We start from the raw sequence: 22,290 nt of genomic DNA on the forward strand, positions 1-22,290 counted from the left end.
CTACGGCGCCTCCCTCGACCGGTCGCCGCCGGGACGGGGAAATCGCGGCTGGTAGTCGAGCCGGAACCGGTTGACGCGGCGGATGAACATCGTGACGAGGCAGCCCGCGACCGCGATCGCCACCACGAGGCCGATCGGCACCTGGACCCAGGTGCCGGCGCCGAGCGTTCCGCAGACGATGACGGCCAGGACTCCGCTGAGCACCCCGTCGATGATGCCGACGACGACGGGCGATCCGGCGAGCAGATGACCGAGGCCGACTCGGCGGCGGAAGCTGTAGGTGTGGAAGATCCCGGCTTCGTCGTCATGATGGCCGGTCACCAGGTAGCGCTCGATGCCGGGCGAGAGCTCGGCGTACGCGTGCCGTAGCCGGTTCATGCCGATGACGACCCAGAGGTCCTCTAGATCTGCTTCGACCAGCCGGATGTAGGTGGCGATACCGACGAGCAGGACGAGCGGCAGGACCAGCAACGCGACGATCCGGAAGGTCTGTTCGAAGCCGGTGGCCTGCACGACCAGCGAGAGCGCCACCATGGTGGCCGACAGGATGGTGAGGAAGGTACCGGTCCGGCTGAAGATCTCCTGCCAGAGAGTGCCTCTCGTCGCGAGCAGGCTCCAGTGCTCGGTCGCCAGGAGCTGGGCGCGCAGCGCCGCCGAACTGTCGTCGCTGGGCGGCGGTGGCAGTGGAACGCGATGCTCGGTCATCAGGTCAGCTCGTCGACGAGGTTCAGCCAGACCTCGCTCATCGTCGGGAAGCTCGGGACGACGTGGCGCAGGCGCTCGATCGGGATCCGCCCCACCACGGCCATCGTGGCGGCGTGCACCATGTCGGCGACGTCCTGACCGACGAAGGTCGCGCCGACGACCGTGCCCGCGTCCTCGTCGATCACCCAGCTCACGCGTCCTCGATACCTGTGCGCGTGCAGCTGCGCCCCGAGCACACCGCCGAGGTCGGCCTCGACATAGCGCGTGCGCAACCCTTCGGCCTCCGCGCGCGCCCGGGTGAGGCCCACCACCGCCACCTCCGGGTCGGTGAACAGGACCTGGGGTACGGCGACGCCGTCGGCCTCGGCCGTCACCCGCGGTTCTTCGCCCCGGCTTCGTGCCGCGATCGCCGCCGCGGCGACGCGCGCGTGGTAGCTGGCTTGATGAGTCAGCAAGGCCCGGCCGTTGACGTCGCCGATCGCGTACAGCCACGTAGTACCACCGAGCGCCATCGTGTCGTCGACCTCGAGAAAGCCTCCACCTTGCAGGCCGACGGTCTCGAGCCCGATCTCTCCCGTGAAGGCACGCTTGCCGGTGGCAACAAGTAGTTCGTCGGCGGTCACCACCGTGTCGTCATCAAGCTGGACGGAGACCTCTCCGGCGTTGTCCCGGGTGACTTCCACGGCCTGCACCCCGAAGCGAACCTCCACTCCGGACTCCAGCAACCCCTCGAGGACCAGCTCGCCGACGTACGGCTCGAAGTCGGGCAACAGTGTCTCGCGCCGACTCAGGACGACGACCTGCTCGCTGCCCAGACTGCGCCAGGCCTGGGCGAGCTCGAGGCCGGCGGGCCCGCTGCCCAGTACGGCCAGCCGTCGTGGCGCCTTGTTCGCCGAGGTCCCTTCGCGATTCGTCCACGGTCGCGACTGCGACAGGCCGGGGATCGCTGGGAGGTCCGCGACAGCCCCCGTGGCCAGGATCACCGCCTGATCGGCCGTGATCTGAACCGCCCCGCCCGGGGTGTCGACCACCACGCGGCGCTCACCATCCAGCCGCCCGTAGCCCCGGATGAAGGTAGCTCCGGCCTGCACGAATTCCCGCACCGTGGCGGAGTCGTCGTGATGGAGGACGACCTCGTCGCGGTGAGCCAGGACCGCGGCCGCGTCCAGGGGCGCGCTCGGCGATTCGAGTACGCCGGGGAGCCGGCCCGCGGCCCGGTGTGCGTGACCCGGCCGCAGCAGTGCCTTGCTGGGGACACACGCCCAGTTGAAACAGTCGCCGCCGATGAGTTCAGGCTCCACGAGTGCGACCGACAAGCCGGCACGCAGGAGTGCCAGCGTTGTGTCCTCGCCTGCAGGCCCGGCACCGAGTACTACGACGTCGTACTCGGCTGTCTCGTTCGGTGTCATTCGTTGTCTCCATGCTTCGGTCGTCGACGCAGCGTTGTGTTGTGACCGACGATGGCTGGTCAGCTGCCGGCCAGGTAGTCGCCCACGCGGCCGCGTACGTGGTTGCGGGCCAGGGTCAGGCGGCGCCGCGCGACCGATGGCTCGAGCTCGACCAAGCTGGTGGCCGCTTCGAGCGAGTGGCCTTCCAGATCGACGAGGTACAGCAGGTCCCCGGTTCCGTCGGGCAGTTCTTCGATCGCGGCATCGACGATCGCGTACAGCTCCTTGGTCTGCGCCTCGTCATCGGGGGACAGCAGCCGCGTCACCGATGGCCAGGCTGTCGGCGGGCTGGTCCATCGGCCCTGGTCGGGTCCGTCGCCGTAGAAGTCGGGGAAGTACAGATCTGCCCGGTCGGCGTCGGCGTCGAGCGCGTCGAGATCGGCCAGTTCCCGCAGGTCCGGGGAGGCGCCCGGGTCAGGAGGCAGGCCGGAACCCAACTGGTCGGAAGGGTGATGGCGATGATGGGACAAGAGACTGTCGGCCCAGACCTCCAGCTCGATGTCGTCGTCAGCCAGGTGCCGGCCGAGTTTCTGATCCAGGTACGCGGCCAGCTGCTCTGGCGTCGGAAGCTCGGGGGCGATGCTGAGGAAATGGTCCCAGGTCTCCTGCACCAGATCGTCAGCATGCGCCGGATCTGCGGCACGGGCCAGCGCCATCAACTGTCGTTGACTGCGCCCGGCAGTGGGCTCGCTGACCGCTCGCGCCGCGAGCAGCGCCTCCGTGGTCGCCAGCTGCTGGAGATAGGTCGCACAGCTCGGGCATGAACGAACGTGGTCGGCAAGGTCGATCGCTGCCTGGGCAGGCAGGAGACCATCACGGGCCAGGCTTCCGTAGGAAGCGATGTCGCTGCAGATCGTCAACGGTGGTTCCGGCACGGACCGGCGATCGCCGGCCGGACGCCGGGCCTCCTTTCGTTTCGTGGGGGTTCTGGTGACCGTTGGTGTCCTCCAGCGGGGCCAACCTTTCTGCTTCCCGGATCGAGAAGGGCCGCGGATCGGTAAGAACGTGGCCCTCGGCGGAGGCAGACGTGGTGAAGCGGAGACCACCGGACGGCACGGATTCCGCGTCGTCCCGAGGGAGAAGCGTCGTGACACCGAGAAAGATCGAGAACGGCCGGCTCGATGCCACCGTCAACGAGCAGTTGATGGCACTGGCCAGGGCGGGAGCAGTGGCGTTCGGGTACACCGCGGAGCTCAGGCTCGACCGGCAGTTGGCCCAACTGGTCCGGCTGCGGGTCGCGCAGATCAACAACTGCACCTACTGCCTGTCGGTCCATCACGCCGCGGCCCGAGCCGCCGACATCGAGGAGGTGAAGGTGGAGACGCTGACCGCGTGGTGGGAGACCCGCTTGTTCACCGATGCCGAGCAGGCCGCTCTGAGCTACGCGGAGGCGTTGACCAGGGTCGGCGACACCACCGCGCGGACGGCCTTCCAGGACGCGCACGACGCGGTGACGAGGTACTTCGACGACGAGCAGATCGTGGAGCTGGCGGCAGTGGTGATCAACATGAACATCTGGACCCGCTTGAAGATCGCCGAGGGCGCCGCCCCGGCATCAGAGGAGTCCAGTGACGCAGGGGCGTGAGCTAGGCGCTTCCGAAGGTGCGGACGTGGGAGATCGCCATGTCGAGTGCGACGCGCATCGGCTCCACGTCGCGAGTGGTCTGAGCCAGCAGGTACCCGCCTTGCAAGGCCGCCATCAGGCCGGCCGCCAACCGCTTGGGGTCGGCGTCAGGGCGGAGCGTTCCGTTCTCGCGCATGCGCTCGAGGCCGTCGACCAGTAGCGCCTGCCAAGCCTGGAAGGCGGCCGCGAGCACTCGGCGGGCGTCCTCGTCCTGGTCGGCCAGCTCGCTGGCCATCGAGCCGAGTGGGCAACCGTAGGCGCCGTCGTGCAGCGAGTTGCGCTGGACCAGGGAGTCCGCCCAGAGCTCCAGCCCCCGGAGGGAGTCCAGTCGGCGGAGCCGCTTCTGCTGATGCTCCAACAGGCGCTGGGTTCGCTGCGAGATGACCTCGCGCACCAAAGCATCCTTATCGACGAAGTGTTGGTAGAGCTGCGACTTGCTCGTCCCGCTGGCCGCCCTGACGTCGGCGAGCGTCGTCTGCGCGACGCCCTTCGCGTACATCAGGTCGTCGGCGGCGTCGAGAATGCGTGCTCTCGTGGCCAATCCGCGCGCAGTCAGGCGAGGTCCGGCCTCCGCACTCTCTGGCTGCGTCACGGTACTCAGATTACTTGGCGGAAGTTTATCACGGAGATCTGGTACTCCGAAGTCCAAAAACTGATAGAACGGGAGCCGTGTCGATGCTGGATCATTGAACTTGTTTTGGACCTTTGGGTCCAAGTAGTTTGTCGCTGTGCCCCGCGATGTCCCGCCACGGCCCGCTTCCGAGGAGATCGCTGACATGGCTCTAGCAGAGGATGAGGACCGGCCGTCCGGCGGCGTCACCCGAGGCAAGGTCGACGAGCAGGTTGCCGAGGACAACGCGATGTGGGTGCGCGGGCTGACCGCCGGAGGCGCGGAGTACGAGGAGACTGTCGCGAGGCTGTACCGCGTCCTGGTGAAGATCGCGTACTCCGACGCCAAGCGAAAGGGCAGCCGGCTGCACCTGTCAGGGCCCGAACTCGACGACATCGCCCACCAGGCCGCGGCTGACGCCACCGTCACCATCTGCCGCAAGGTCACGACGTTCCGGGGCGACTGCCGCTTCACCACCTGGGCCTACCGCTTCGTGACGTTCGACGTCTCGTCCAAGGTCAACCGCCACTTCTGGCAGCGCGGCGCGGTCTCCATCGACGAGAACGACTGGGCGCTGCTGGCCTCCGACCTCGCCGAGGCTCCCGAGGCCCGAGCCGAGAGCCGGGACCTGATCGAAGCCGTCAAGCGCGTCATCCGGGACGATCTCACCGACCGGCAGCAGCGAACGTTCGATGCCGTCGCCGTGCGCGGCCTCCCGATCCGGGAGGTCGCCGAGGACCTCGGCTCGAATCCGAACGCTGTCTACAAGACGATGTTCGACGCGCGCCGTAAGCTGCGCCAGGCCCTGATCGAGGCCGGTTACCTGGACGACCACTGCGCATAGCGGTGGGCCTGCTCAGGAGGTCATCGGGATGCGCAGGGAGGCGGCTCCGCGCAAGTCGAGCCAGTAGGCGTCGGGTGTCCTGACGAGGCGGCCGAGGATCGACCAGCAGTCCGCACAGCGCAGGACCGCTCCCGGCCCCCGGACGTACGCCCTGTGGTGTGCCAGCGGCTTCGAGCTGCCACAGCTTTCACACGTGACGAACGCCGAGGTCATGTCGTCGGCGAAGATCTCGGCCAGTCGGCCGGCCAGGGCGTTGCCGTCGACCGCCAGGTCGTCGATGGGGTGCATTCATCCTCCTGAAGGTCCGAATCGCTCGGTCCGGACGGCTGCCGGCAGATGACCTCGGCCGGCGAGAATCTGGGTTGCGTGCTCGACGAACTCGCTCGGGCCGCAGACGTAGACACGGGGGGCGCCGTGCGCCGTGGAGTTGGCTTCGGGGATGTCTGCGGGCCTCAGGTGCCCGGCCGGCCGCGGGTCGTCGGGCAAGCCTGATCGGCTGTAGAGCCGATCGATGATGACGCCGCTGACGTTCTGGCCGATGCTGTGCAGCTCATTGGCATAGAACAAGTGGTCGGGTGTGCGGGCGGAGTACACCAGGTGGAAGGGAGCGGAGGAGCCCGCGTGGTTTCGCTGGCGGAGCATCGCCATCAGCGGGACGATCCCAGCGCCGCCGGCCACCAGGAGCACCGGCTCCTCGAGGTCCGCGATCCACCGGAGCCAGCCACCGATGGGTCCTCTCAACGCGAGCTCGTCTCCCGGCCGCATGTCGTGGACCAGGTAGGGCGAGACCTCTCCACCGGAGGCTGCCTGAACAGTCAGCTCGACCCGGCTCGAGTTCGGGACCGACGCGATCGAGTAGCTGCGCTGCGCGGAGTACCCGTCGTCGGCGGTGAGCTTGACGTCCACGTGCTGCCCGGCGTCGTGCCCGGGCCAGCCGGGGACGTCGAAGACCAGCGTTCTCGCGGTCCGGGTCTCCATCCAGCTGTCCTGGAGGCGCGCGCGATGCCACTGGATCGATCGTCGACGCCGCGGGGACGGTTCGGTGACGGGTGTGGTGGTCATGGTCGGCTTCCGCACCCTCAGTCGCCCGAGTAGCGCTGCTCCAGCCACGGGTCCCCGTATTCGTGGTACCCGAGAGTCTCCCAGAAGCCGGGTTCGTCGTCGACACGCAACTCGATGCCGTTGATCCACTTCGCCGACTTCCACAGGTACAGATGGGGGACCAGAAGCCGGGCGGGACCACCGTGCGCCGGATCGAGCTCGTCACCGTCGTACTCGAAAGCGACCCAGGCCTTGCCGTCGAGCAGATCCTCGAGTGGAAGGTTCGTGCTGTAGCCGCCGTAGCTGCGGACCATGGCGAAGTCGGCCTCGGACCCGGCGCCCGCGAGAAGAGTGTCGACGGAGACCCCGCGCCAGACCGTGTCGAGCTTGCTCCAGGTGGTGACGCAGTGGATGTCGACGGTGATCTCTTCGCTCGGCAGGCCCATGAGCTGTGGCCAGGTGACCGCGGACCGAGTTCCGTCGACGTCGGTGATGTCCAGGCGCCAGTCGTCGAGCTCGACCTGGGGAGTCGGTCCCGCGGACAGGACCGGGAAGCTGTCGGTGAGGTACTGACCGGGTGGGACCCTCGGGTCGGATTCCCCTCGCCGACCGCCGAAGCCTCTGCTGATCACGCTCATCCTGTGCTCGTCTCCCTTGGCGTTGAATCGCGGCACCGCGTCGGGAGTAGGTGGCACGATGTGGTGGCCGGCTTACCTCCCACAGCGTCTCGGGAGTTTGCGGTCGCACTCACGTAAGCCGATCCCGGGTGGCTGCCACCTATAGCAGCCACATCAGGAGGTAGCTCCCCGGACAGGATCGAGAGGCCAGTGACCGCAGATGTCGTGGGCACGGCGGTGGCCCTGGCCTTGACCGCGAGCGTGGCATACGGGATCAGCGACGTGGTGTCCGGAGTGGTGGTACGCCGGCACACGGCTGCCGCGGTCGCGTTGTGGGCGCAGTTGACCGGGCTGGTGCTGATCGGTGCGGCTGTCGTGGTTCGCCGTCCGGATCTGGAACTTCCCGGGCTGAGCTGGGCCGCGGCGGCCGGTGCGCTGGGTTCGCTGGCAGTGCTTGCCTTCTATACCGCGCTGCAGAACGGACCCATCACCATCGTGGCGCCCGTCGCGGGGGCAGGTGTCGTCGTCCCTCTCGTCATCGGTTCAGCGACGGGAGAACGAGTCGGTACGCTCGCCGTTCTCGGGTTGATCGCGACTGTCGCGGGCGTACTCACCGTTTCGCTGGCGTCCGGAGCCAAGGCGACGAGCCAGGAGGATGCTCCGCCCTGGCACGCCAAGTTCACGCCGGGCCGAGCGCATCCGGTGCCGGTGAGTGATGGCTGCGGACCCGTGCCCCACCGAAGGCCGGGGCCGGCCGCTGTTCTGCTGGCGGTCGGTGCCGCGGTCGGATTCGGCGGCTTCTTCGTCCTGCTCGACCGGGCGACACGGGCGGCGGGTGGCGGCGGCACGGACGAGGTTCTCCTGGTAGGCATAGGGATCCAGATCGGCGCCTTCGCAGTGACGATGCTGGCGGCCTCCAGACACACCCTGAAATGCTTGCGGCCTACTTCTCGTCTACTCCTGCTCGCGGCATCCATCGGCGTACTGGACCTGGGCGCGGACCTGCTGCTCACCGTTGCGACCAGCAACGGTCCGCTCACCCTGGTAGGCCCGCTGGGCTCCCTGGACCCGGTGGTGGTCGTCCTCCTAGCGCTGGTGCTGCTGCGCGAACGCGTCAACCGGTACCAGGCCGTTGGAGTCGGCCTGACCCTCACCGGAATAGCCCTCGTGGTGCTCTGACGACGTGCGCCGGCTATTTCCTCAGTCGGTCAGCCAGCCGGCTGTTACCAGGATCCGGTTGGGGTCGTCGCGCTCCGCGAGTTGGGCGAGCTTCCGGCGGGTGTCGCGGTAGCTGAAGGCGCTTTCTTCGCCGAGCGGGGTCGACAGAGCGCCGCCCAGACGTCGATCTCGACGACCTTCAGGGGCGACTGGGAGGCGGACGCAGTACTGAGCCAGCTGGTGCAGACGCTGCTGGCGACCCTGCATGCGCGGTACTCCGACCACCACCAGCTCTTCACCAGCGACACTCCCGCTTCTCTGCAACGGCATGAGCGGGTCGTCGAGGTGATCGCGGCTCGGGGCTCGAAGGCGGCGGAGGCCGCGGCGACCGCTCTGGTCCGGGCATCGCGAGTCGAGGTCCTCGGGCCGGAAGAGCAGCGATGATGTTCGACCTGTCCGGGCAGCTCGCGCTGGTCACCGGCTCGAGCCGCGGCATCGACCTGAGGACGGCAGCCCTCGCTGAGCCTGCATCCGTTGTGCTGCACGGATTACGGCGGCTCGAAAGGCTGGGGCAGCGGATCGAAGGCCGCGACGTACTGATCACCGGAGCCGGTCCGATCGGACTGCTCGCAGTTGCCCTCACGCACGCCGCCAACGCGCGGACCGTCACCGTCACGGACCTTCAGGACCAGCCGCTGGAGCTCGCGCTGCGCATCGGCGCGACCCGAACCGTCCGGGCCGACAAGGCCTACCCGGTGCCCGCCGTCGACCTGGTGGTCGAGTCGTCCGGATCGCCGGCGGCGGTCGCGATGGCGCTCGAGGCGTTGCGCCCCGGAGGCGCGATCGTCAACGTCGGCCACCTGCCGCCCCAGGGCGTCACCGCCTCGCTGCACCTCACGGTGACCAGGGAACTGACCGTGACCGGCTCAAGCCGCTTCTACTCCGAACTGCCGGACGCGCTAGCGATCATTGCCGAGCACACTGACCTCATCTCGCCCGTCGTCACCGCGATCTTCCCGCTCGACGACGCCGAAGCAGCCTTCCACGAAGCCGCCGACACCTCCCGCTCCAGCAAGGTCCTCCTCGCCTTCACCTCGGCCGAAACGCCATCGTCGCAGCATCAGGGGTGACGCCTCGGGGATTCCTTACAGGGTTGGCAGCAGCTCGGCGGTGGGGGAGCCGACCTCGACGGTGTAGACCATCAGGTGCTGGTCCGGTGCGGCGGGCGCCGTGATGGATTCGAGGGTGAACTCGAGGACACCGGCCGGGTGGAGGATGCTCTGCCGCGTTGGTGCGTAGTCGTGGACCGCGTGGTCGTGCCACCAGCGCTCGATATCGGGGTCGGTTCGGCGGAGTTCTGCGATTCCTTCGATCAGGAGGGTGTCATGGGGGCGTCGCGCCGCTTCGCGGCGCATGCCCGCGACCGCTCGGGCGGCGAACAAGGGCCAGTCGGCGAAGCGTTCCTTGGCCAAGGGGTCATGGAACAGGTACTCGACGATCGACACCCCGGTGGGAAGGGTGCGACCGAGGATGATGCTCAGAAGCTCGTTGTAGAAAAGGACTTCTGCGCGTTGTCCCAGCAGCAGTACGGGGACGTGATCGAGGTTGGCGGCGAGGCGTAGCAGGCCAGCGTCGGGGACCTGTGGCCGAGCAGTGTCTCCGCGGGACGAGTGGGTGTGGGAGATCGCCAGATCGCGCAGATGTGCGATTTCGACCTCGTCGAGGCGTAGTACTCGGCTGATTGCGGCAAGGACGGAGTCGGAGATGTTCGGTTGCCGTCCTTGTTCGACCCGGCTGTAGTAGTCGGTGCTGAGCCCCGCGGCCACAGCGAGTTCTTCCCGCCGCAGGCCTGGTACGCGGCGCGGTCCGGGGAAGGGCTCGACGCCCGCTTGCGCCGGGGTGATGCGGTCACGGCGGGAGCGGAGAAAGGCGCCCAGGGCGGACCGGTCGTGACTCATGGACTCATCGTAGGTGCGTCCTGCCGACCCTATGTAGGCATGTCATGCCTAGGTTGAACCGGCACTGGTGCCGGATCTGTGGGGGCGCCTGAATGGGTGCATGACCACATCGAGCAGTGAACTCGACCACCACTCCACCCCCTTCGCTGGACGGACGGCACTCGTCACGGGATCGACCAGCGGGATCGGCGCCGCGACAGCTCACCTGCTCGCGGCCCGCGGCGCCCACGTCATCGTCAGCGGCCGCGACGACGCCCGAGGCGATGACATCGTCACGACCATTCGGGCTGCCGGCGGCAAAGCCGACTTCGTCGCCGCGGATCTGGCCGGAGACGCCGGCTCCGTCCGCGAGTTCGCTACTCGCGCGATCGCCGTCGCAGGAGGGCGGATCGACATTCTCGTCAACAACGCGGGCACCTACCCTGCGACGCTCACACCGGATCTTCCCGACGTCGCTCTCGATGCGATGCTGGCGGTCAACGTTCGCGCGCCACATGTACTGGTCGCGCAGCTCGCGCCCGGGATGGCGGATCGTGGCAGCGGCGTGATCGTGACGATCGGGTCCTGGATGGCGTCGGTGGGCAGCCCGTTCGCCGCCATGTACACCGCCACCAAAGCAGCCGACCATCAGTTGACCCGTGCCTGGGCTGCCGAGTTCGGTCCACGCGGAGTACGGGTCAACACCGTCGCTCCCGGCGTCACTCTGACACCCGGCAACGAAGCAGAAGTCACGGTGGTCGAGCAGATGACCGCGACCACCCCGGCCGGTGGGCCGATCAGCCCCGACGACATCGCGTACGCCGTCGCGTTCCTCGCCTCTGACGAGGCCCGGATGATCCACGGCGCGACCCTCCACGTCGACGGCGGCATCACCGCCACCCGCCTCGCATGAGCAGGCCGATGAGCCGCGCTCTGGTTCTCGGCGGGGGAGGTCCACTGGGCATCGCGTGGCAGGCCGGACTGCTCGGCCGACTTCAGCATCTCGGAATCACCTTCGCCGACGCCGACCTCATCTTGGGTACCTCAGCAGGATCAGTCGTCGGAGCAGCCCTCGCCACCGACGGCGACCTGGCCGCACTGGCTCAGCAAGTTACCGGCTCGCTCCCGACACCAGCCGGCACAACCGCGGACATCCCAGCGCTGCAAGCGCTCACAGCCGACGCGGTCGCGACCACGGCAACGGCCGAGGAGGCGATGGCAAGGATCGGACAGTATGCCCTCGCCGCCGCGACCGTCGACGAGTCCGGCTACGTCGGCAGCGAGGTGTTCGCGTCTTTCGCCGCCACCGCTTGGCCGGCTGCGTTTCGTTGTACCGGCATCGACGCCAAGACAGGTCGACTTCGCGTCTGGGACGCGGCGGATGGCTACGACCTGCCGAGCGCGCTGGCCGCCAGTTGCGCCGTACCGGGGCTTTTCCCGCCCATCACGGTAGGAGGTGCCCGCTACCTCGACGGGGGAATGCTCAGCCCGCTGAACGTGCCGCTCGCCGCCGGATACGACGAGGTCGTCGTGGTGTCCTGCTTCGCGCTCAGTCTGCCGGCAGGCATCGTCGACCCCGGCGCTCAACAACGCCTTGCCGAGATCGGCGAACTACGCAGGCAGGGCGCGAAGGTCACCGTGATCGAGCCCAGTCAGCGCTTCCTCGACATCAGCGGATGGGGCGCCGACGTCATGGACACCAGCCGCGCTCCAGCGGCGTACGAAGCGGGGGTCCAGCAGGCGGAGCAGGTCAGCGAACGAACGGTTGGAGATGCCGGCGGTCGCGGCGATCTGATCCATCGTCGAACCCTTGATCGAGAAACAGCGTCATGGCGACGCGGGTGACCTCCGCGTACGCCTGCTGCCGCGATCGGAGTGCCAGACAGGCATACGGTGAATTACTTGCGACTAGTCTTGGAGAACTGATGCAGCGACAGAACTACCGCGCTCAGACCGTCATCATCACCGGAGCCAGTTCCGGAATCGGGGCCTCTTTCGCCCAGGCTCTCGCCGCCCGGGGCGCCAACTTGATCCTGGTGGCGCGCCGGTTCGACCGTCTCCAGCAGCTGGCCGGGGAGCTCGAACAGAGGTATCAGATCACCGCGACGGCGATAGCGCTCGACCTCACCTCGCCGCACGTCGGCGTGGAGCTGAAGAAGGCAGTGGTCGATGCCGGCCTCGAGGCGACCAGCCTGATCAACAATGCCGGGTTCGGCACCTTCGGCGAGTTCGTCGACGAAGACCCGGCCCGCCTGTCCCAGGAGATCGCGGTGGACGTCGTCGCCCCGGTGCAGCTGAGCTCCGCGTTCCTGCCGGACATCATCGCGGCGCGCGGCTTCCTCATCAACGTCGCCAGCATGGCCGCCTACACGCCGACTCCGCGAATGGCCGTCTACGGCGCGACCAAGGCGTTCGTCCTCAGCTTCACCGAGTCACTCTGGGCCGAGCTCCGTGGTACCGGAGTCACTGTTTTCGCCTTGTCTCCGGGGGCGACGAGCACCGAGTTCAACGCCGTCGTCGGCACCGACGACGCCACCGCGGGCGCCAGGATGCGGACCCCCGCCGACGTCGTCGCGACGGCGTTGTCCCACCTCGAGAGCCGCAATCCCGGCCCGAGCGTCATCGACGGCCGCTCGAACCGGGTGGCGGCGAGCCTCGGGCGCCTGGCTCCCCGGCGGACGATCGTCACCATGATGCACCGGCTGACCGATCCGGCCCGGCGAGCCGGCGCGAACGCCTAGGGTGAGTTCATGCCTAGATCTGGTGCCGACCTCGCGCTGCTGATGCTCGGTGGCTTTCGTTCGCTGGTCGACGGGGCGACGGCGGAGTTGGCTGCACGTGGCTACGAAGACATCCGCCCGGTTCACGACTTCGCGCTGCGAGCTGTCGCGGCCGGTGCCGACAGTACGTCTGAACTCGGCCGGCAGCTGTCGGTGACGAAGCAAGCCGCGGCCAGAACTGTCAGCACTCTGGAAGAGCGTGGTTATGTCGGTCGCGCGGTGGATCCGGCCGATGCTCGTCGGATGCGCCTCCAGGTCACCGACCGGGGACTCGCGCTACTGCGTGACGGTGAAGCGATCTTCGATGAACTGCGCGACCAGTGGAAGCAGCGGATCGGCGCCGCGAAGCTGGCTGAACTCGAGTCGCTGCTGACCGAACTTGTCGGCGCACAACCTGTCCGGCTCGACACTCCTGGCTGGTTCGCCCGAGGACAGGGCAGCGCCGGTTGACCTCGCGCCGCTCGTCCGGCAGTTGAGCTGTCAGTTGGCGGCGGGCCAGTTGACGGGAGGCCGGACTGCTTGAGGAGGTCGGCGAGGTTGCCAGCCGGCGATCTCGGTCCGGCCGTGCCACTCGGCGCCGAAGGCGAGGTCGGTGTAGACGGCGTCGCGGGTGAACAGGGCTGCCATCTTGGCGGGCTGCTTCTCCGTCCAGGCCGTTTCCCACTGGGAGACGATGGCCTTGGAGCTGTACTCCGGGCCCTTGGTCGCGGCAGACGTCGTCGTGCTCACCGACGCCGTTGAGGTGACCGAGGCCGGCCGGCACCTGAGCGTTCGCCGGGGTGACTGTCGCGACGCCTGCCGTGGCGACCGAGATTGCCAGTGCTGCAGTGATCGCTGGAGATCGACAACATTGTTGGCTATTCTTATTAGACAACATGATTGTCTAACAAGGAGCTGTCCGTATGGCCATCGCACCCTCCGGCGCCACCGTACCTGGCGTCACTCACCACAACGTGGACGTGAACGGAACAACGCTGCACTACGTCTCCTCCGGGGACGCCGGGTCACCGGTGGTCCTGGTCCACGGTTTCCCGGAGACCTGGTGGGTGTTCCACAAGCTCATCCCGCTGCTCAGTCGCCAACACCGCGTCTTCGCCGTCGACCTGCGCGGATTCGGCGACTCCGCGATCGCGGGGGACGACCACAGCAGTTCGATCGCCGCGGCGGATCTGCGAGAGTTCATCGCCGCGCTCGAGGTGGGACCGGTGCACCTGACCGGGCAGGACGTGGCCGGCGCGACCACCTTCCGTGTCGCCGCGGCGGATCCTACGCTGGTCAAGAGCTTCACCGCGATCGAGACCGGTCTGCCCGGCTTCGGGGTCGAGGTGCTGGGCGATGTCACGCGCGGCGGAGCGTGGCACCTCGGCGTACTGGCGGCGCCGGGGATCGCCGACATGCTGTTGCCCGGCCGCGAACGGGCCTTCTTCGCCGACTACGCGATCCCGACGATGAACGGCACCCCCGATGCCTTCACCAGCGACGATCTCGAGGAGCTGCTGCGTTCGTACTCACGGCCGAACGCGTGGGCCGGGGCGGTCGGGTTGTATCGCTCGCTGCTGTCCGAAGGTGAAGAAATCAAGGCCCTCGCAGCCAGGAAGCTTGACCTGCCGGTGCTCGCCATCGGTGGATCATCGGGACACTTCACGCCGAACACGATGGCTCAGGTCGCCGCCGACGTCACCGCGGTCGCACTCGACGGCATCGGGCACTTCGTCGGGATGGAAGCACCTCACCGGCTCGCCGACGCGCTCCTGACCTTCTATCAGGGCATCGACGGCCGCGCCGATTGATCTCGCCCTCGTTTGCCGTTCCCACCCCCGGGTACGCGTTACGGGCGCCATCTGCCGCTCGGGCAGCGGTGCAGTGAAACCTGGAGGTATCTGATGGGTATCGGCGCTGGAATCTTTCTGCTCGCCCTCGGTGGCGTGCTCGCGTTCGCCGTCACGGACCGGATCAGCGGCGTGGACCTGACCATGGTCGGCTACATCCTGATGGGAGCGGGCGCCCTCGGCATCGCTCTGGTCCTCCTCCTCAACGGCCAGCGCGGCCGCACCGCCCAGACCACGGTGGTCGAGGAACGCCGCGACGTCCGCGACCCGCGCGACCCCCGAATCTGACCGGAACGGAACCTCAGCAGGCCTTGCGGCCAGGCCCGTTGTTGCCTCGACGGCAACAACGGCGCTTCGCTGTATGCGTTATACGCATGACCTTATGCTTTTCGCGCACCCGCCTCTACGGTGGTTTCACGACGTAGAGGAAGGAACAGTTCATGGTGACGGTTCGATCCGGCAGTTCGCGATCCACCGCGGTACCGGCTGAGTACGAGGTATGGCGCCAACGCCGGTGGGAGGAGATCGCCGGCCCGAGCGGCAAGGCGAAAGTCGTTGCCAAGGGCATGATTTCCGGTCCGGGCGCGCAGACACTGCCGGCCATCCCCGGCCAGTGGAGCACCGATGAGGCGGGTGCCCTGACTGTGACCGCCGCTTCTACCGACGGACTGAAGCTCGGCGGCGCAGTGGTCGAAGGCAAGGTCGAGGTGCCTTCCGGAAGTCCTCTTGAGTTCTCCGGCGGTCGTGTCGGCTTCGCCGGCGGATCGGACGGCGAGTACGGCGTGGTCGTGATGGATCACCAGGAAATCGCTCGCACCGGGCTGACCGGGATCGACACCTACCCCTATAACCCTGACTGGGTTTTCGAGGGGCAGTACCGCGAGGCACCTGCAGGGCGCCGGATCGCGGTAGATCGGCTCACCTCGCCGCGCAGTCCGGATACCATTCTGGCGCCCGTCGATCTCGCCGTCACCATCAACGGCACGGAGTACCTGCTGGCCGTTCTGGAAGAGCAGCCCGGGCAGCGTCTGGTGGTCTTCACCGACGAGACCAACGGGAGCGAGACGCCAGACATCGGTCGTTGGCTCGTGCTGCCGCAACTGGAACCCGGCAGCACTCTGACGGTCGACTTCAACCAGGCGGCGCTTTCCTTTCACCACTTGCAGCCCACCGTCTTCACCTGCCCGCTCGCGCCTCCCGGCAACCACCTGCCGATGCGTATCGAGGTCGGCGAACGCGCCCTGACCTACAGCCAGACACCAGCAGAGGGCGGCGACACCATGAGTCACCACCTGAAGGACAGGGCAACGAGCTACCTGCGGAATCTGGAGCAGCGCGACTGGGAGGCCGCGCGCGCCATGTGCTCACTGACGGCGACCGTCTGGCACAACGACGGTACGGGGGACCAGACGATCGACGAGAACATCGACGGGATGAAAGCGCAGATCGGCACCATCGAGTCGATGCGCTACGACATCCTCCGGCAGTTGGCGCAGACCGGCGAAGTCCTGCAGCAGCACGTGGTGCACGTCGCCACGACGGACGGCATGCGTGGCGAGGTACACGCCGCGGTGTACTTCCGCTTCGACGGTGAGCTCATCACCCGCATCGAGGAGTACGCCAACTTCGTGCCGGCCGCCTGAGGCGGCCGGCGGTTTCCGCAACCTTCGCGGTCCCGGCCGCATCGTGCAGGTATGAAAACAACAGAGAACTCGTCAGGACCCAGACGGCGTACAAGCAGGGGCCGCGCGCTTTCTATCCGCCAGGGCAAGCGCGTCTTGCGTCCTTCATCAACCTGCGGGACGCCAACGAGAGCCAGGTCCTCGGCTACCTGACGCTCGGGGACGTCATGTACTCGAGCACCTACTACAAGAAGCCGTCCGGCGAGCACGACACCAGCCTTCCCACCACCTTGACCAGAGTAGGCAGCGGCTGGAGCAGCTACACCGCCTTCGAGGGCTCGCAGTACGCGGGATCCACCTCTGGGCGCGTGAACGCCTACGGCCTCCGCGACGACGGCGTACTGTCCCGCTGGACCATCGACAAAGACGGCAGGTGGCTCAACCGAGCGACGTACTCCGGTCTCACGGGGGTGAAGTCGCTGGCGCTGATCAGCAAGACGGCCACCTACGACACGTTCCTCGCGAACACCGTCGCCGGCGTGTTGACCGGATACCTGTACGCCGTCGGCCATGCCACCGGCAGCAGCACGGTGATCCAGAGCATCGGCCTGATCAAGGACCACCGGTTTCACTCCCCGGTCTACTTCCGGTGGGGCGTGCCGAGCCTCGACGACCCGCTGAACGGCGAATGATGACCACCATCGCCGTACTCCCGCGTGGCTACACCGTCCGCGCTCCCGAACCGGCCGACGCCGAAGGGATCTTCGAGCTCGTCTCGGCCCACAACCTCGCCGTCGCCGGCCTCGTCGACTCCAGCCTGAGCGATATCGCCGACCGCCTCGTCGAGCCCGGTTTCGATCGCCGTACCGACGGCTTCCTCGTCCTCTCCGCCGAGGGCCGGCCGGCCGGCTACGCGACCACGTTCGGTAAGGCGGGCCTCGAGATGATCGAGATCGAGGTGACCTCGCAGGACCCGCAGGTCGCTGCCTGGCTCTACGAGCAGGCGATGCGGCGCGCTCTGGAGATGGGGCGCGAAGGCGGCCATGCGGAGATCACCGTCGACTCGTGCGCCTATCACGACGCGCCGGTGGGCGCGCTGCTCGCCGACCATGGATTCACTGTCAGAACGACGTACCACCAGATGCGGATCGAGCACACCGGACGGGTCGCCGCCCCGCGCCCGCCCGCCGGGGTCGCGGTACGCCGTGGGACCTTCGACGAGGCCACCCAGTGGGCGGCGCACGAGGTCATTCTCGCCGCGTTCCGGGGACAGTTCGGCTTCGTCCCGCGGCCGCACCAGGAGTGGGTCGAGTTCGTCGACCGCAGTTCGATCGTGTCCTGTGGCTACCTGGGCCGCCTCGGGGTGCTCGAGGAGTACCGCGGCCGGGGTCTGGCGAAGTTCCTGCTGTCCGACGCCTTCGCCCTCGACGCGGCGGCCGGCCGGACGGGAACGATCCTGAATGTCGACACCAACAACCCGACCCCGGCGCTCGGTCTGTACCTGTCGGCCGGCATGAAACCGACCCTCGCGATGGACGGTTGGCGGCGCGAAGTACTGGTCGGCTGACCAGCCGCCCGACCCGTGTGCGGCAGCCGGTACCCCGGTGCCGTACTCGCGTGAGACCGACGGTGGCGGCAGCCGTCGGCGCTGCTATCCCAGCCGCTCGATCGTGAAGGCGGTGATGAAGCCGATCGTGGCGATCAACCCGGTGTAGAGGTGGGTGCGTTCGAACGCCTCGGGAATCATCGTGTCCGCGACCATGGCGAGGATCGCGCCCGCGGCGACGGCGGTGATGACGGCGATGGTGGCCGGCGAAGCGCCGTCGAGCAGAAGCGCTCCCAGCAGACCTGCCGTGCCACTGGCGATCGCGATTCCTCCCCACACGCCGAAGACGTAGCCGGGGGACCGGCCACCCCGCTTCATTCCCGCCGCGCTGGACAGTCCTTCGGGCAGGTTGGAGATGAAGATGGCGGTCAGCACGGCGACGCCGACGCCTTCTCCGCTGAGCAGAGAGACCCCGAGGACCACTGATTCCGGGATTCCGTCCAGCAGCGCGCCGACGGCGATCGCGACGCCGCTGCCGTTCTGCTGCTCCTCCGACGGTTGCTGGTCCTCCGATCGCTTGCGATGCCGCGCTCCGCGCCGGGACAGTACGACGTTGACGGCGACGTACACGGCTGCTCCGGCGAGGAACCCGGTCACCGTGGGCTGCAACCCGCCGGTCGACTCTGCTTCGTCGACCAGGTCGAAGGCCAGCGCGGAGATCAGGACTCCGGCGCCGAAGGCCATGATGCCGGCGACGACCGACCTGGGAACGTTGGCGAACCAGGCGACTGCGGCGCCGATCACCAGCGCGCCGCCGGCCAGCAGCCCCCACAGACCGGCCTGCAACCAGACCGCCATTCAGCGCCTCGCAGCCTGGTCGCCCGGGTCAGGCATCTTCATGTCGGGGCCGGTACCCACTCGTGGACGTTGCAAGTGAGCGATCGAAAGGCTCGGTGCCGTACGCCGGACGTACGGACTCTCCGCCGACTGGCCTGATTGCATAACTTCGCTTCGCTTCGACGAGGGCAGGACGGGAACCGGCGATCACGGGGTCAGCGGAGATGGCCACGTCGGCAAGCTGGACGGGACACCCACGAGCAGGTGTGGCCATCTCCGCGATCACTACTCCCGGTCGCTTCAACCGGGTATCTGCGCGGGTCGAGCAGTGGCCCACCATGTGCGGAAGGCTCAAAGCGGGGAATCACCGTGACGACGACTGACGAAGAGAAGATCCGAACCGCCTGCGCGCTGGCACCGTTTCTGGCTGAGCACTACTACGCGACCGGACGAGACCTGGCCGACGAGGCGGCGGCTGACCTGAAGGTCCTCGATCTGGCCGCGGCCTACGCCGAGTTGCCGGTACTCGCCCAGCAGGCCGGCGAAGCGGCCGCACAGCCCGGCCTGCCGCCGACGGTAGCCAGCGCCGGCCGGGCACTGTGGAGCCAGGTCAACGATCTGCTGGGAGAAGTGGCGACGGCGATCCGTGACCGCCTGCGTGCGTTGGCCGCGCGCGCCGACGGATAGCGTTCGCCTGTGTAGACAGGGCATTGCGGCAGCTTGTACCGACGTACTGCCCGGTCGATACAGCTTCTCGTATCGACCGGGCAGCCGACTGACCGCGGACGGTCAGACGCGGTCGACGTACAGGTAGTAGGTGAGGTAGGGGCTGAACTGGCAGTAGTAGTTGCGGATGTTGCCGCGGACCTGGAGGGCTGCCCCGGCGCTCTCGCAGTTGGAGAACGTGAAGTACCAGTCGTGGTAGACGTAGGCGTTGGTTCCGAACGAGCCGGCCGGGGTCGTCGATGCCGAGACCGGAGCTGCCGTGGCCGGTCCGCTGCCGGCTAGCAAAGTCCCGGCCGCGGCGGCCGTCGTGAGTCCTGCGAGGAGAAGCTTGCGCATGATCAACACCTTTCTGAGTCAGCACTGAATCTGTTCCTCACACTCTGGATTCGCAGCGTCACCCATAGCTGACCGCGACCGGTTCAGGTCAATATTCTTCGGGCACTTGCAGAAGTTGGTTACTTCTGTGCCAAAGCGTCGGTGCGTGGTCCGGTTCTGTACCGGGTCTGGACCTCGAGCCCGTACTCTCGTGCAATGCGATCCTTGGCGACGTTGCGGGCTCGGATGGCGTGGAAGCGGCTCAGCGGCCCGGCGTCGGGCTCCAGGACCGGGGAAGCTCGCGAGGCGGCGGGGTGGCGACCGAAGGTTGCGCTCGCTGCCGTCGTGGCGGCTTGTATGGCTGCCACGTCGATCGCCGTCACCGGCGGAGGTAGCTCGGCGTCGGGGCTGCGGTTCGCCGAGTCCGGGCACTACATCTACAACAGCACTGTGGGGAAGATCTTCCACATCGACGGTGGGACCAAAACGGCTGATACCGGGTTTCCGGTGGCCGGGGCGGCGCCGGGGTCGGTTGTCGTCCAGTCCGACACCAGCGGGTACGTGCTGGGGCGAGGCGGTATCACCGAGTTCGGCAAGTCCGATCTGGAGGTGGTGGATCCGCTGCCGGTTCCGGTGTCCGAGCAACCGATCGGGCTGGAGGCAGCCGGTCTCGCGTACGCCGTCTATCCGAAAGCCGGGCGGATCTGGCGCTCCGGTTCGAAGGCGACGCTCGAGGCTGTCGGTGGCCCGGTCGGACAGCCGGTGGTGACGCGATCGGGAGCCTTGTGGGTCCACAAGCTCGGCAGCGGCGAGCTGTGTCAGCTGGCGGTGGAGGCCGAGCGACTCTCCTGTCCGGCCACCGCACCTGCCGGTCACACCGGCTCGCTCACCACCGTCGGAGATCGGGTCGTGTTCGTCGACACCACCGCGGATGTGATGCGGGTGGTCGACCAGGACGGCTTCGGCCGATCGATCGGACTGGCTGGTCTCGGGCTGACCGGTACGGCGGTCGTGGCTGCCAACGATGTCGACGGCCGAGTGGCGATCGTCGATCCCGAGCAACGTCGACTTCATCTGGTCGACCCGGCAGGGCTGTTCGGTGATCGGCAAGGCAAAGCGACGGTCCAGCGGCAGCTCAGGCCGGGAACGTACCGCCAGGTGGCCTCGTCCGGCACCAGCCTCGCGCTGTTCGACGAGAGCAGCAGCACTCTGCTGACGATGGACCGTGAGGGCAATCAGAAGAACGTGCGCAAGCTGCCGGCGCCTTCGGACCCGGTGCAGCGTCGAGAGTCGCCCGTCCTGTTCCGAGGAGGGGATTCCCGCATCTACGTGGACGGTCCGACCGGCGAGCACGTCATGGTGATGGACGACGGCGGCGAGATCACCTCGGTCGAGACGGGGAAGGCCGAATCGAACGAGCCCAAGAACCCACCGGCCTCACCGCCGCCGGTACGAACCTCGCCGACCCCACCGCCGGTACGGACTCCACCGCCACCATCGGTACCGGCTCGAACACCACCCACCGCGCCGACCACGCAAGAGACGTCACCGACCGCCCGGCGTACCGAGCCCACGAATCGGCCCTCCGGACGGCCGACGACCACTCGATCGGAGCGGCCACCCACCCGCCCGGCCGATCCGCCACCGAGTACAGAACCGCCTCCGTCCCAGAAGCCACCTGTGACCGCACGCGCAGGGAGGCCTGGAGCACCGCGCGGTCTCACGGCCGAGGCCGGAACTGCATCCGCCCGCGTCAGCTGGGCGGCCGCTCCCGCGAACGGTGCGACGATCACCCAGTACCTGGTGACCTGGGCCGGCGGTTCCGCGAGGGCCGCGGGGTCGGCCCGATCGATCGAGCTCACCGGACTCGTCGACGGTACGGCGTACAGATTCGCCGTACGAGCAGTGAACCGGATCGGTGAAGGCCCCGGTGTCTCCACCGCCGCAGTGACTCCGGCACGCGCGGCGGATGCGCCCACTGCTCTTCGTGCCACTCCTGGTTCGGACTCTCTCACCGTGGGATGGGCCCAGCCGAACCTCCGTGGTGGAGCGCTCTCGAACTATCGGCTTTCCTTGGCTGCCTCCGGAAACACCACCTATCAAGCCGAATCCGGCCAGCCGTGGGTGTTCAGCGGCAGCTGGAGCGCGGCCGCTCCGGACACCCACACCAGAGATGTCGGCGCCACCGCGACCCTGCGGTTCTCGGGCACCCGGATACAGCTGTACGGCGTACTCGACGACCACCACGGGATCGCGTCGATCGCCGTGGACGGCCGGACCGTGCAGCTCGACCAGTACCGATCCTCCCGGCAGGAGAACAGCTTGTTCTTCACGTCGGCGCAACTGCCGGCGGGCAGCCACACCCTGGTGGTGACCATGACGAACCAGGTCAACCCTCGCCGGGTCGACGACGGAGAGCCGGCCTTCTCCATCGACCGGGCGGTGGTGACGAACACCGCGGTGGTCGAGGCGACCGCTACTAGGGCCGGCCACGTCTTCACCGGCCTGTCGAGCGGGACCGGCTACCGGGTCACCGTTCGGGCGATCACCAGGCGCCAGGACGGACAACTGCTCACCGGCCAGCCGGCGACCGCCACGGCCGTCGCCGGCTGACCTCTGGTCGTTGCTCGTCGCCGCCTCGGTGAAGCGGC

At 67.8% G+C, this 22,290-nt stretch carries 27 protein-coding genes; 16 read left to right on the forward strand and 11 right to left on the reverse strand.

Going from position 1 to position 22,290, the window contains the following annotated elements:
• Genes OX958_RS16590 through OX958_RS16600 form a run of 3 tightly spaced genes read right to left on the reverse strand, consistent with a single transcriptional unit; the run spans nt 1 to nt 3,013 of the window.
• Entirely contained in the window at nt 1–705 is a 705-nt protein-coding gene (locus OX958_RS16590; protein ID WP_270138665.1) for a hypothetical protein, read from the reverse strand.
• Complete coding sequence (locus tag OX958_RS16595; RefSeq protein WP_270138667.1) at nt 705–2,114, reverse strand: dihydrolipoyl dehydrogenase family protein; 1,410 nt, start codon at nt 2,112–2,114, stop codon at nt 705–707. The genes OX958_RS16590 and OX958_RS16595 overlap by 1 nt, the downstream gene beginning before the upstream one ends.
• 59 nt (nt 2,115–2,173) lie before the next feature.
• A complete protein-coding gene (locus OX958_RS16600) occupies nt 2,174–3,013 on the reverse strand; it encodes an RNA polymerase sigma factor (protein ID WP_270138669.1) in 840 nt (279 codons plus the stop codon).
• A 227-nt stretch (nt 3,014–3,240) separates the two neighbouring features.
• Between OX958_RS16600 and OX958_RS16605 the strand changes: the two genes are divergently transcribed.
• Nucleotides 3,241–3,738 carry a carboxymuconolactone decarboxylase family protein gene (locus OX958_RS16605; protein ID WP_270138671.1) on the forward strand — a complete coding sequence of 166 codons (498 nt, stop codon included), beginning with the start codon at nt 3,241–3,243 and terminating at the stop codon, nt 3,736–3,738.
• 1 nt (nt 3,739) lies between these two features.
• Here OX958_RS16605 and OX958_RS16610 read toward each other — a convergent pair whose 3' ends face one another.
• Nucleotides 3,740–4,369 carry a TetR/AcrR family transcriptional regulator gene (locus OX958_RS16610; protein ID WP_270138672.1) on the reverse strand — a complete coding sequence of 210 codons (630 nt, stop codon included), beginning with the start codon at nt 4,367–4,369 and terminating at the stop codon, nt 3,740–3,742.
• Nucleotides 4,370–4,553: 184 nt separating this feature from the next.
• Between OX958_RS16610 and OX958_RS16615 the strand changes: the two genes are divergently transcribed.
• Nucleotides 4,554–5,231, forward strand: coding sequence for an RNA polymerase sigma factor (locus OX958_RS16615; RefSeq protein WP_270138674.1), 678 nt, complete (start codon nt 4,554–4,556; stop codon nt 5,229–5,231).
• A gap of 12 nt (nt 5,232–5,243) precedes the next feature.
• On the opposite strand, the gene OX958_RS16620 is transcribed toward OX958_RS16615, so the two are convergent.
• The 3 genes from OX958_RS16620 to OX958_RS16630 are packed head-to-tail and all read right to left on the reverse strand — an operon-like array spanning nt 5,244 to nt 6,910.
• On the reverse strand, nt 5,244–5,519 hold the full coding sequence (locus OX958_RS16620) for a DUF6510 family protein (protein ID WP_270138676.1): 276 nt from the start codon (nt 5,517–5,519) through the stop codon (nt 5,244–5,246).
• Entirely contained in the window at nt 5,520–6,293 is a 774-nt protein-coding gene (locus OX958_RS16625; protein WP_270138678.1) for an FAD-binding oxidoreductase, read from the reverse strand.
• A gap of 17 nt (nt 6,294–6,310) precedes the next feature.
• Nucleotides 6,311–6,910 carry a molybdopterin-dependent oxidoreductase gene (locus OX958_RS16630; RefSeq protein ID WP_270138680.1) on the reverse strand — a complete coding sequence of 200 codons (600 nt, stop codon included), beginning with the start codon at nt 6,908–6,910 and terminating at the stop codon, nt 6,311–6,313.
• 189 nt (nt 6,911–7,099) lie between these two features.
• Here OX958_RS16630 and OX958_RS16635 point away from each other — a divergent pair, with 189 nt between their 5' ends.
• From OX958_RS16635 to OX958_RS16645, 3 genes are all read left to right on the forward strand, one after another.
• Nucleotides 7,100–8,068 (forward strand): EamA family transporter, encoded by a 969-nt coding sequence (locus tag OX958_RS16635; protein ID WP_270138682.1) that lies wholly within the window; start codon nt 7,100–7,102, stop codon nt 8,066–8,068.
• An 81-nt stretch (nt 8,069–8,149) separates the two neighbouring features.
• Complete coding sequence (locus OX958_RS16640) at nt 8,150–8,491, forward strand: hypothetical protein (RefSeq protein ID WP_270138684.1); 342 nt, start codon at nt 8,150–8,152, stop codon at nt 8,489–8,491.
• Nucleotides 8,488–9,177, forward strand: coding sequence for a zinc-binding dehydrogenase (locus OX958_RS16645; RefSeq protein ID WP_270138685.1), 690 nt, complete (start codon nt 8,488–8,490; stop codon nt 9,175–9,177). The genes OX958_RS16640 and OX958_RS16645 overlap by 4 nt, the downstream gene beginning before the upstream one ends.
• Nucleotides 9,178–9,192: 15 nt before the next feature.
• Here the strand turns inward: OX958_RS16645 and OX958_RS16650 are convergent, their stop codons facing one another.
• Nucleotides 9,193–10,005 carry a helix-turn-helix transcriptional regulator gene (locus tag OX958_RS16650; protein ID WP_270138687.1) on the reverse strand — a complete coding sequence of 271 codons (813 nt, stop codon included), beginning with the start codon at nt 10,003–10,005 and terminating at the stop codon, nt 9,193–9,195.
• A 100-nt stretch (nt 10,006–10,105) separates the two neighbouring features.
• Between OX958_RS16650 and OX958_RS16655 the strand changes: the two genes are divergently transcribed.
• The 4 genes from OX958_RS16655 to OX958_RS16670 all read left to right on the forward strand — a co-directional run bounded on the left by OX958_RS16655 (nt 10,106) and on the right by OX958_RS16670 (nt 13,214).
• Nucleotides 10,106–10,897 carry an SDR family NAD(P)-dependent oxidoreductase gene (locus tag OX958_RS16655; protein WP_270138689.1) on the forward strand — a complete coding sequence of 264 codons (792 nt, stop codon included), beginning with the start codon at nt 10,106–10,108 and terminating at the stop codon, nt 10,895–10,897.
• Between the two features lie 8 nt (nt 10,898–10,905).
• Nucleotides 10,906–11,829, forward strand: coding sequence for a patatin-like phospholipase family protein (locus OX958_RS16660; protein ID WP_270138691.1), 924 nt, complete (start codon nt 10,906–10,908; stop codon nt 11,827–11,829).
• A gap of 80 nt (nt 11,830–11,909) precedes the next feature.
• The gene (locus OX958_RS16665) at nt 11,910–12,725 is read left to right on the forward strand and encodes an SDR family NAD(P)-dependent oxidoreductase (RefSeq protein WP_270138693.1); all 816 of its coding nucleotides are present in this window, start codon (nt 11,910–11,912) and stop codon (nt 12,723–12,725) included.
• A gap of 9 nt (nt 12,726–12,734) precedes the next feature.
• Nucleotides 12,735–13,214: a MarR family winged helix-turn-helix transcriptional regulator gene (locus OX958_RS16670; RefSeq protein WP_270138695.1), complete on the forward strand. Its 480-nt coding sequence runs from the start codon at nt 12,735–12,737 to the stop codon at nt 13,212–13,214.
• Between the two features lie 30 nt (nt 13,215–13,244).
• Here the strand turns inward: OX958_RS16670 and OX958_RS16675 are convergent, their stop codons facing one another.
• Nucleotides 13,245–13,493, reverse strand: a complete 249-nt coding sequence (locus tag OX958_RS16675; protein ID WP_270138697.1) for a hypothetical protein — start codon at nt 13,491–13,493, stop codon at nt 13,245–13,247.
• A 173-nt stretch (nt 13,494–13,666) separates the two neighbouring features.
• Here OX958_RS16675 and OX958_RS16680 point away from each other — a divergent pair, with 173 nt between their 5' ends.
• From OX958_RS16680 to OX958_RS16700, 5 genes are all read left to right on the forward strand, one after another.
• The gene (locus OX958_RS16680; RefSeq protein ID WP_270138698.1) at nt 13,667–14,554 is read left to right on the forward strand and encodes an alpha/beta fold hydrolase; all 888 of its coding nucleotides are present in this window, start codon (nt 13,667–13,669) and stop codon (nt 14,552–14,554) included.
• 93 nt (nt 14,555–14,647) lie between these two features.
• Nucleotides 14,648–14,881, forward strand: coding sequence for a DUF6458 family protein (locus tag OX958_RS16685; protein ID WP_270138700.1), 234 nt, complete (start codon nt 14,648–14,650; stop codon nt 14,879–14,881).
• A 278-nt stretch (nt 14,882–15,159) separates the two neighbouring features.
• Nucleotides 15,160–16,236 carry a DUF1684 domain-containing protein gene (locus OX958_RS16690; protein WP_270138702.1) on the forward strand — a complete coding sequence of 359 codons (1,077 nt, stop codon included), beginning with the start codon at nt 15,160–15,162 and terminating at the stop codon, nt 16,234–16,236.
• Between the two features lie 206 nt (nt 16,237–16,442).
• Complete coding sequence (locus tag OX958_RS16695) at nt 16,443–16,907, forward strand: hypothetical protein (protein WP_270138704.1); 465 nt, start codon at nt 16,443–16,445, stop codon at nt 16,905–16,907.
• On the forward strand, nt 16,904–17,782 hold the full coding sequence (locus OX958_RS16700) for a GNAT family N-acetyltransferase (RefSeq protein WP_270138706.1): 879 nt from the start codon (nt 16,904–16,906) through the stop codon (nt 17,780–17,782). Before OX958_RS16695 ends, OX958_RS16700 begins: the two co-directional genes overlap by 4 nt.
• An 84-nt stretch (nt 17,783–17,866) precedes the next feature.
• Here the strand turns inward: OX958_RS16700 and OX958_RS16705 are convergent, their stop codons facing one another.
• Nucleotides 17,867–18,619 (reverse strand): ZIP family metal transporter, encoded by a 753-nt coding sequence (locus tag OX958_RS16705; protein WP_270138707.1) that lies wholly within the window; start codon nt 18,617–18,619, stop codon nt 17,867–17,869.
• Between the two features lie 348 nt (nt 18,620–18,967).
• Here OX958_RS16705 and OX958_RS16710 point away from each other — a divergent pair, with 348 nt between their 5' ends.
• Nucleotides 18,968–19,285: a hypothetical protein gene (locus OX958_RS16710; protein WP_270138709.1), complete on the forward strand. Its 318-nt coding sequence runs from the start codon at nt 18,968–18,970 to the stop codon at nt 19,283–19,285.
• 102 nt (nt 19,286–19,387) lie between these two features.
• Here the strand turns inward: OX958_RS16710 and OX958_RS16715 are convergent, their stop codons facing one another.
• On the reverse strand, nt 19,388–19,660 hold the full coding sequence (locus OX958_RS16715; protein ID WP_270138711.1) for a hypothetical protein: 273 nt from the start codon (nt 19,658–19,660) through the stop codon (nt 19,388–19,390).
• Nucleotides 19,661–19,855: 195 nt separating this feature from the next.
• Here OX958_RS16715 and OX958_RS16720 point away from each other — a divergent pair, with 195 nt between their 5' ends.
• Nucleotides 19,856–22,252: a fibronectin type III domain-containing protein gene (locus tag OX958_RS16720; protein WP_270138713.1), complete on the forward strand. Its 2,397-nt coding sequence runs from the start codon at nt 19,856–19,858 to the stop codon at nt 22,250–22,252.
• Nucleotides 22,253–22,290 lie beyond the last annotated feature (38 nt).

It is taken from the genome of Kribbella sp. CA-293567, from assembly GCF_027627575.1.
In the GTDB taxonomy this organism is placed as follows: Bacteria; Actinomycetota; Actinomycetes; order Propionibacteriales; family Kribbellaceae; genus Kribbella.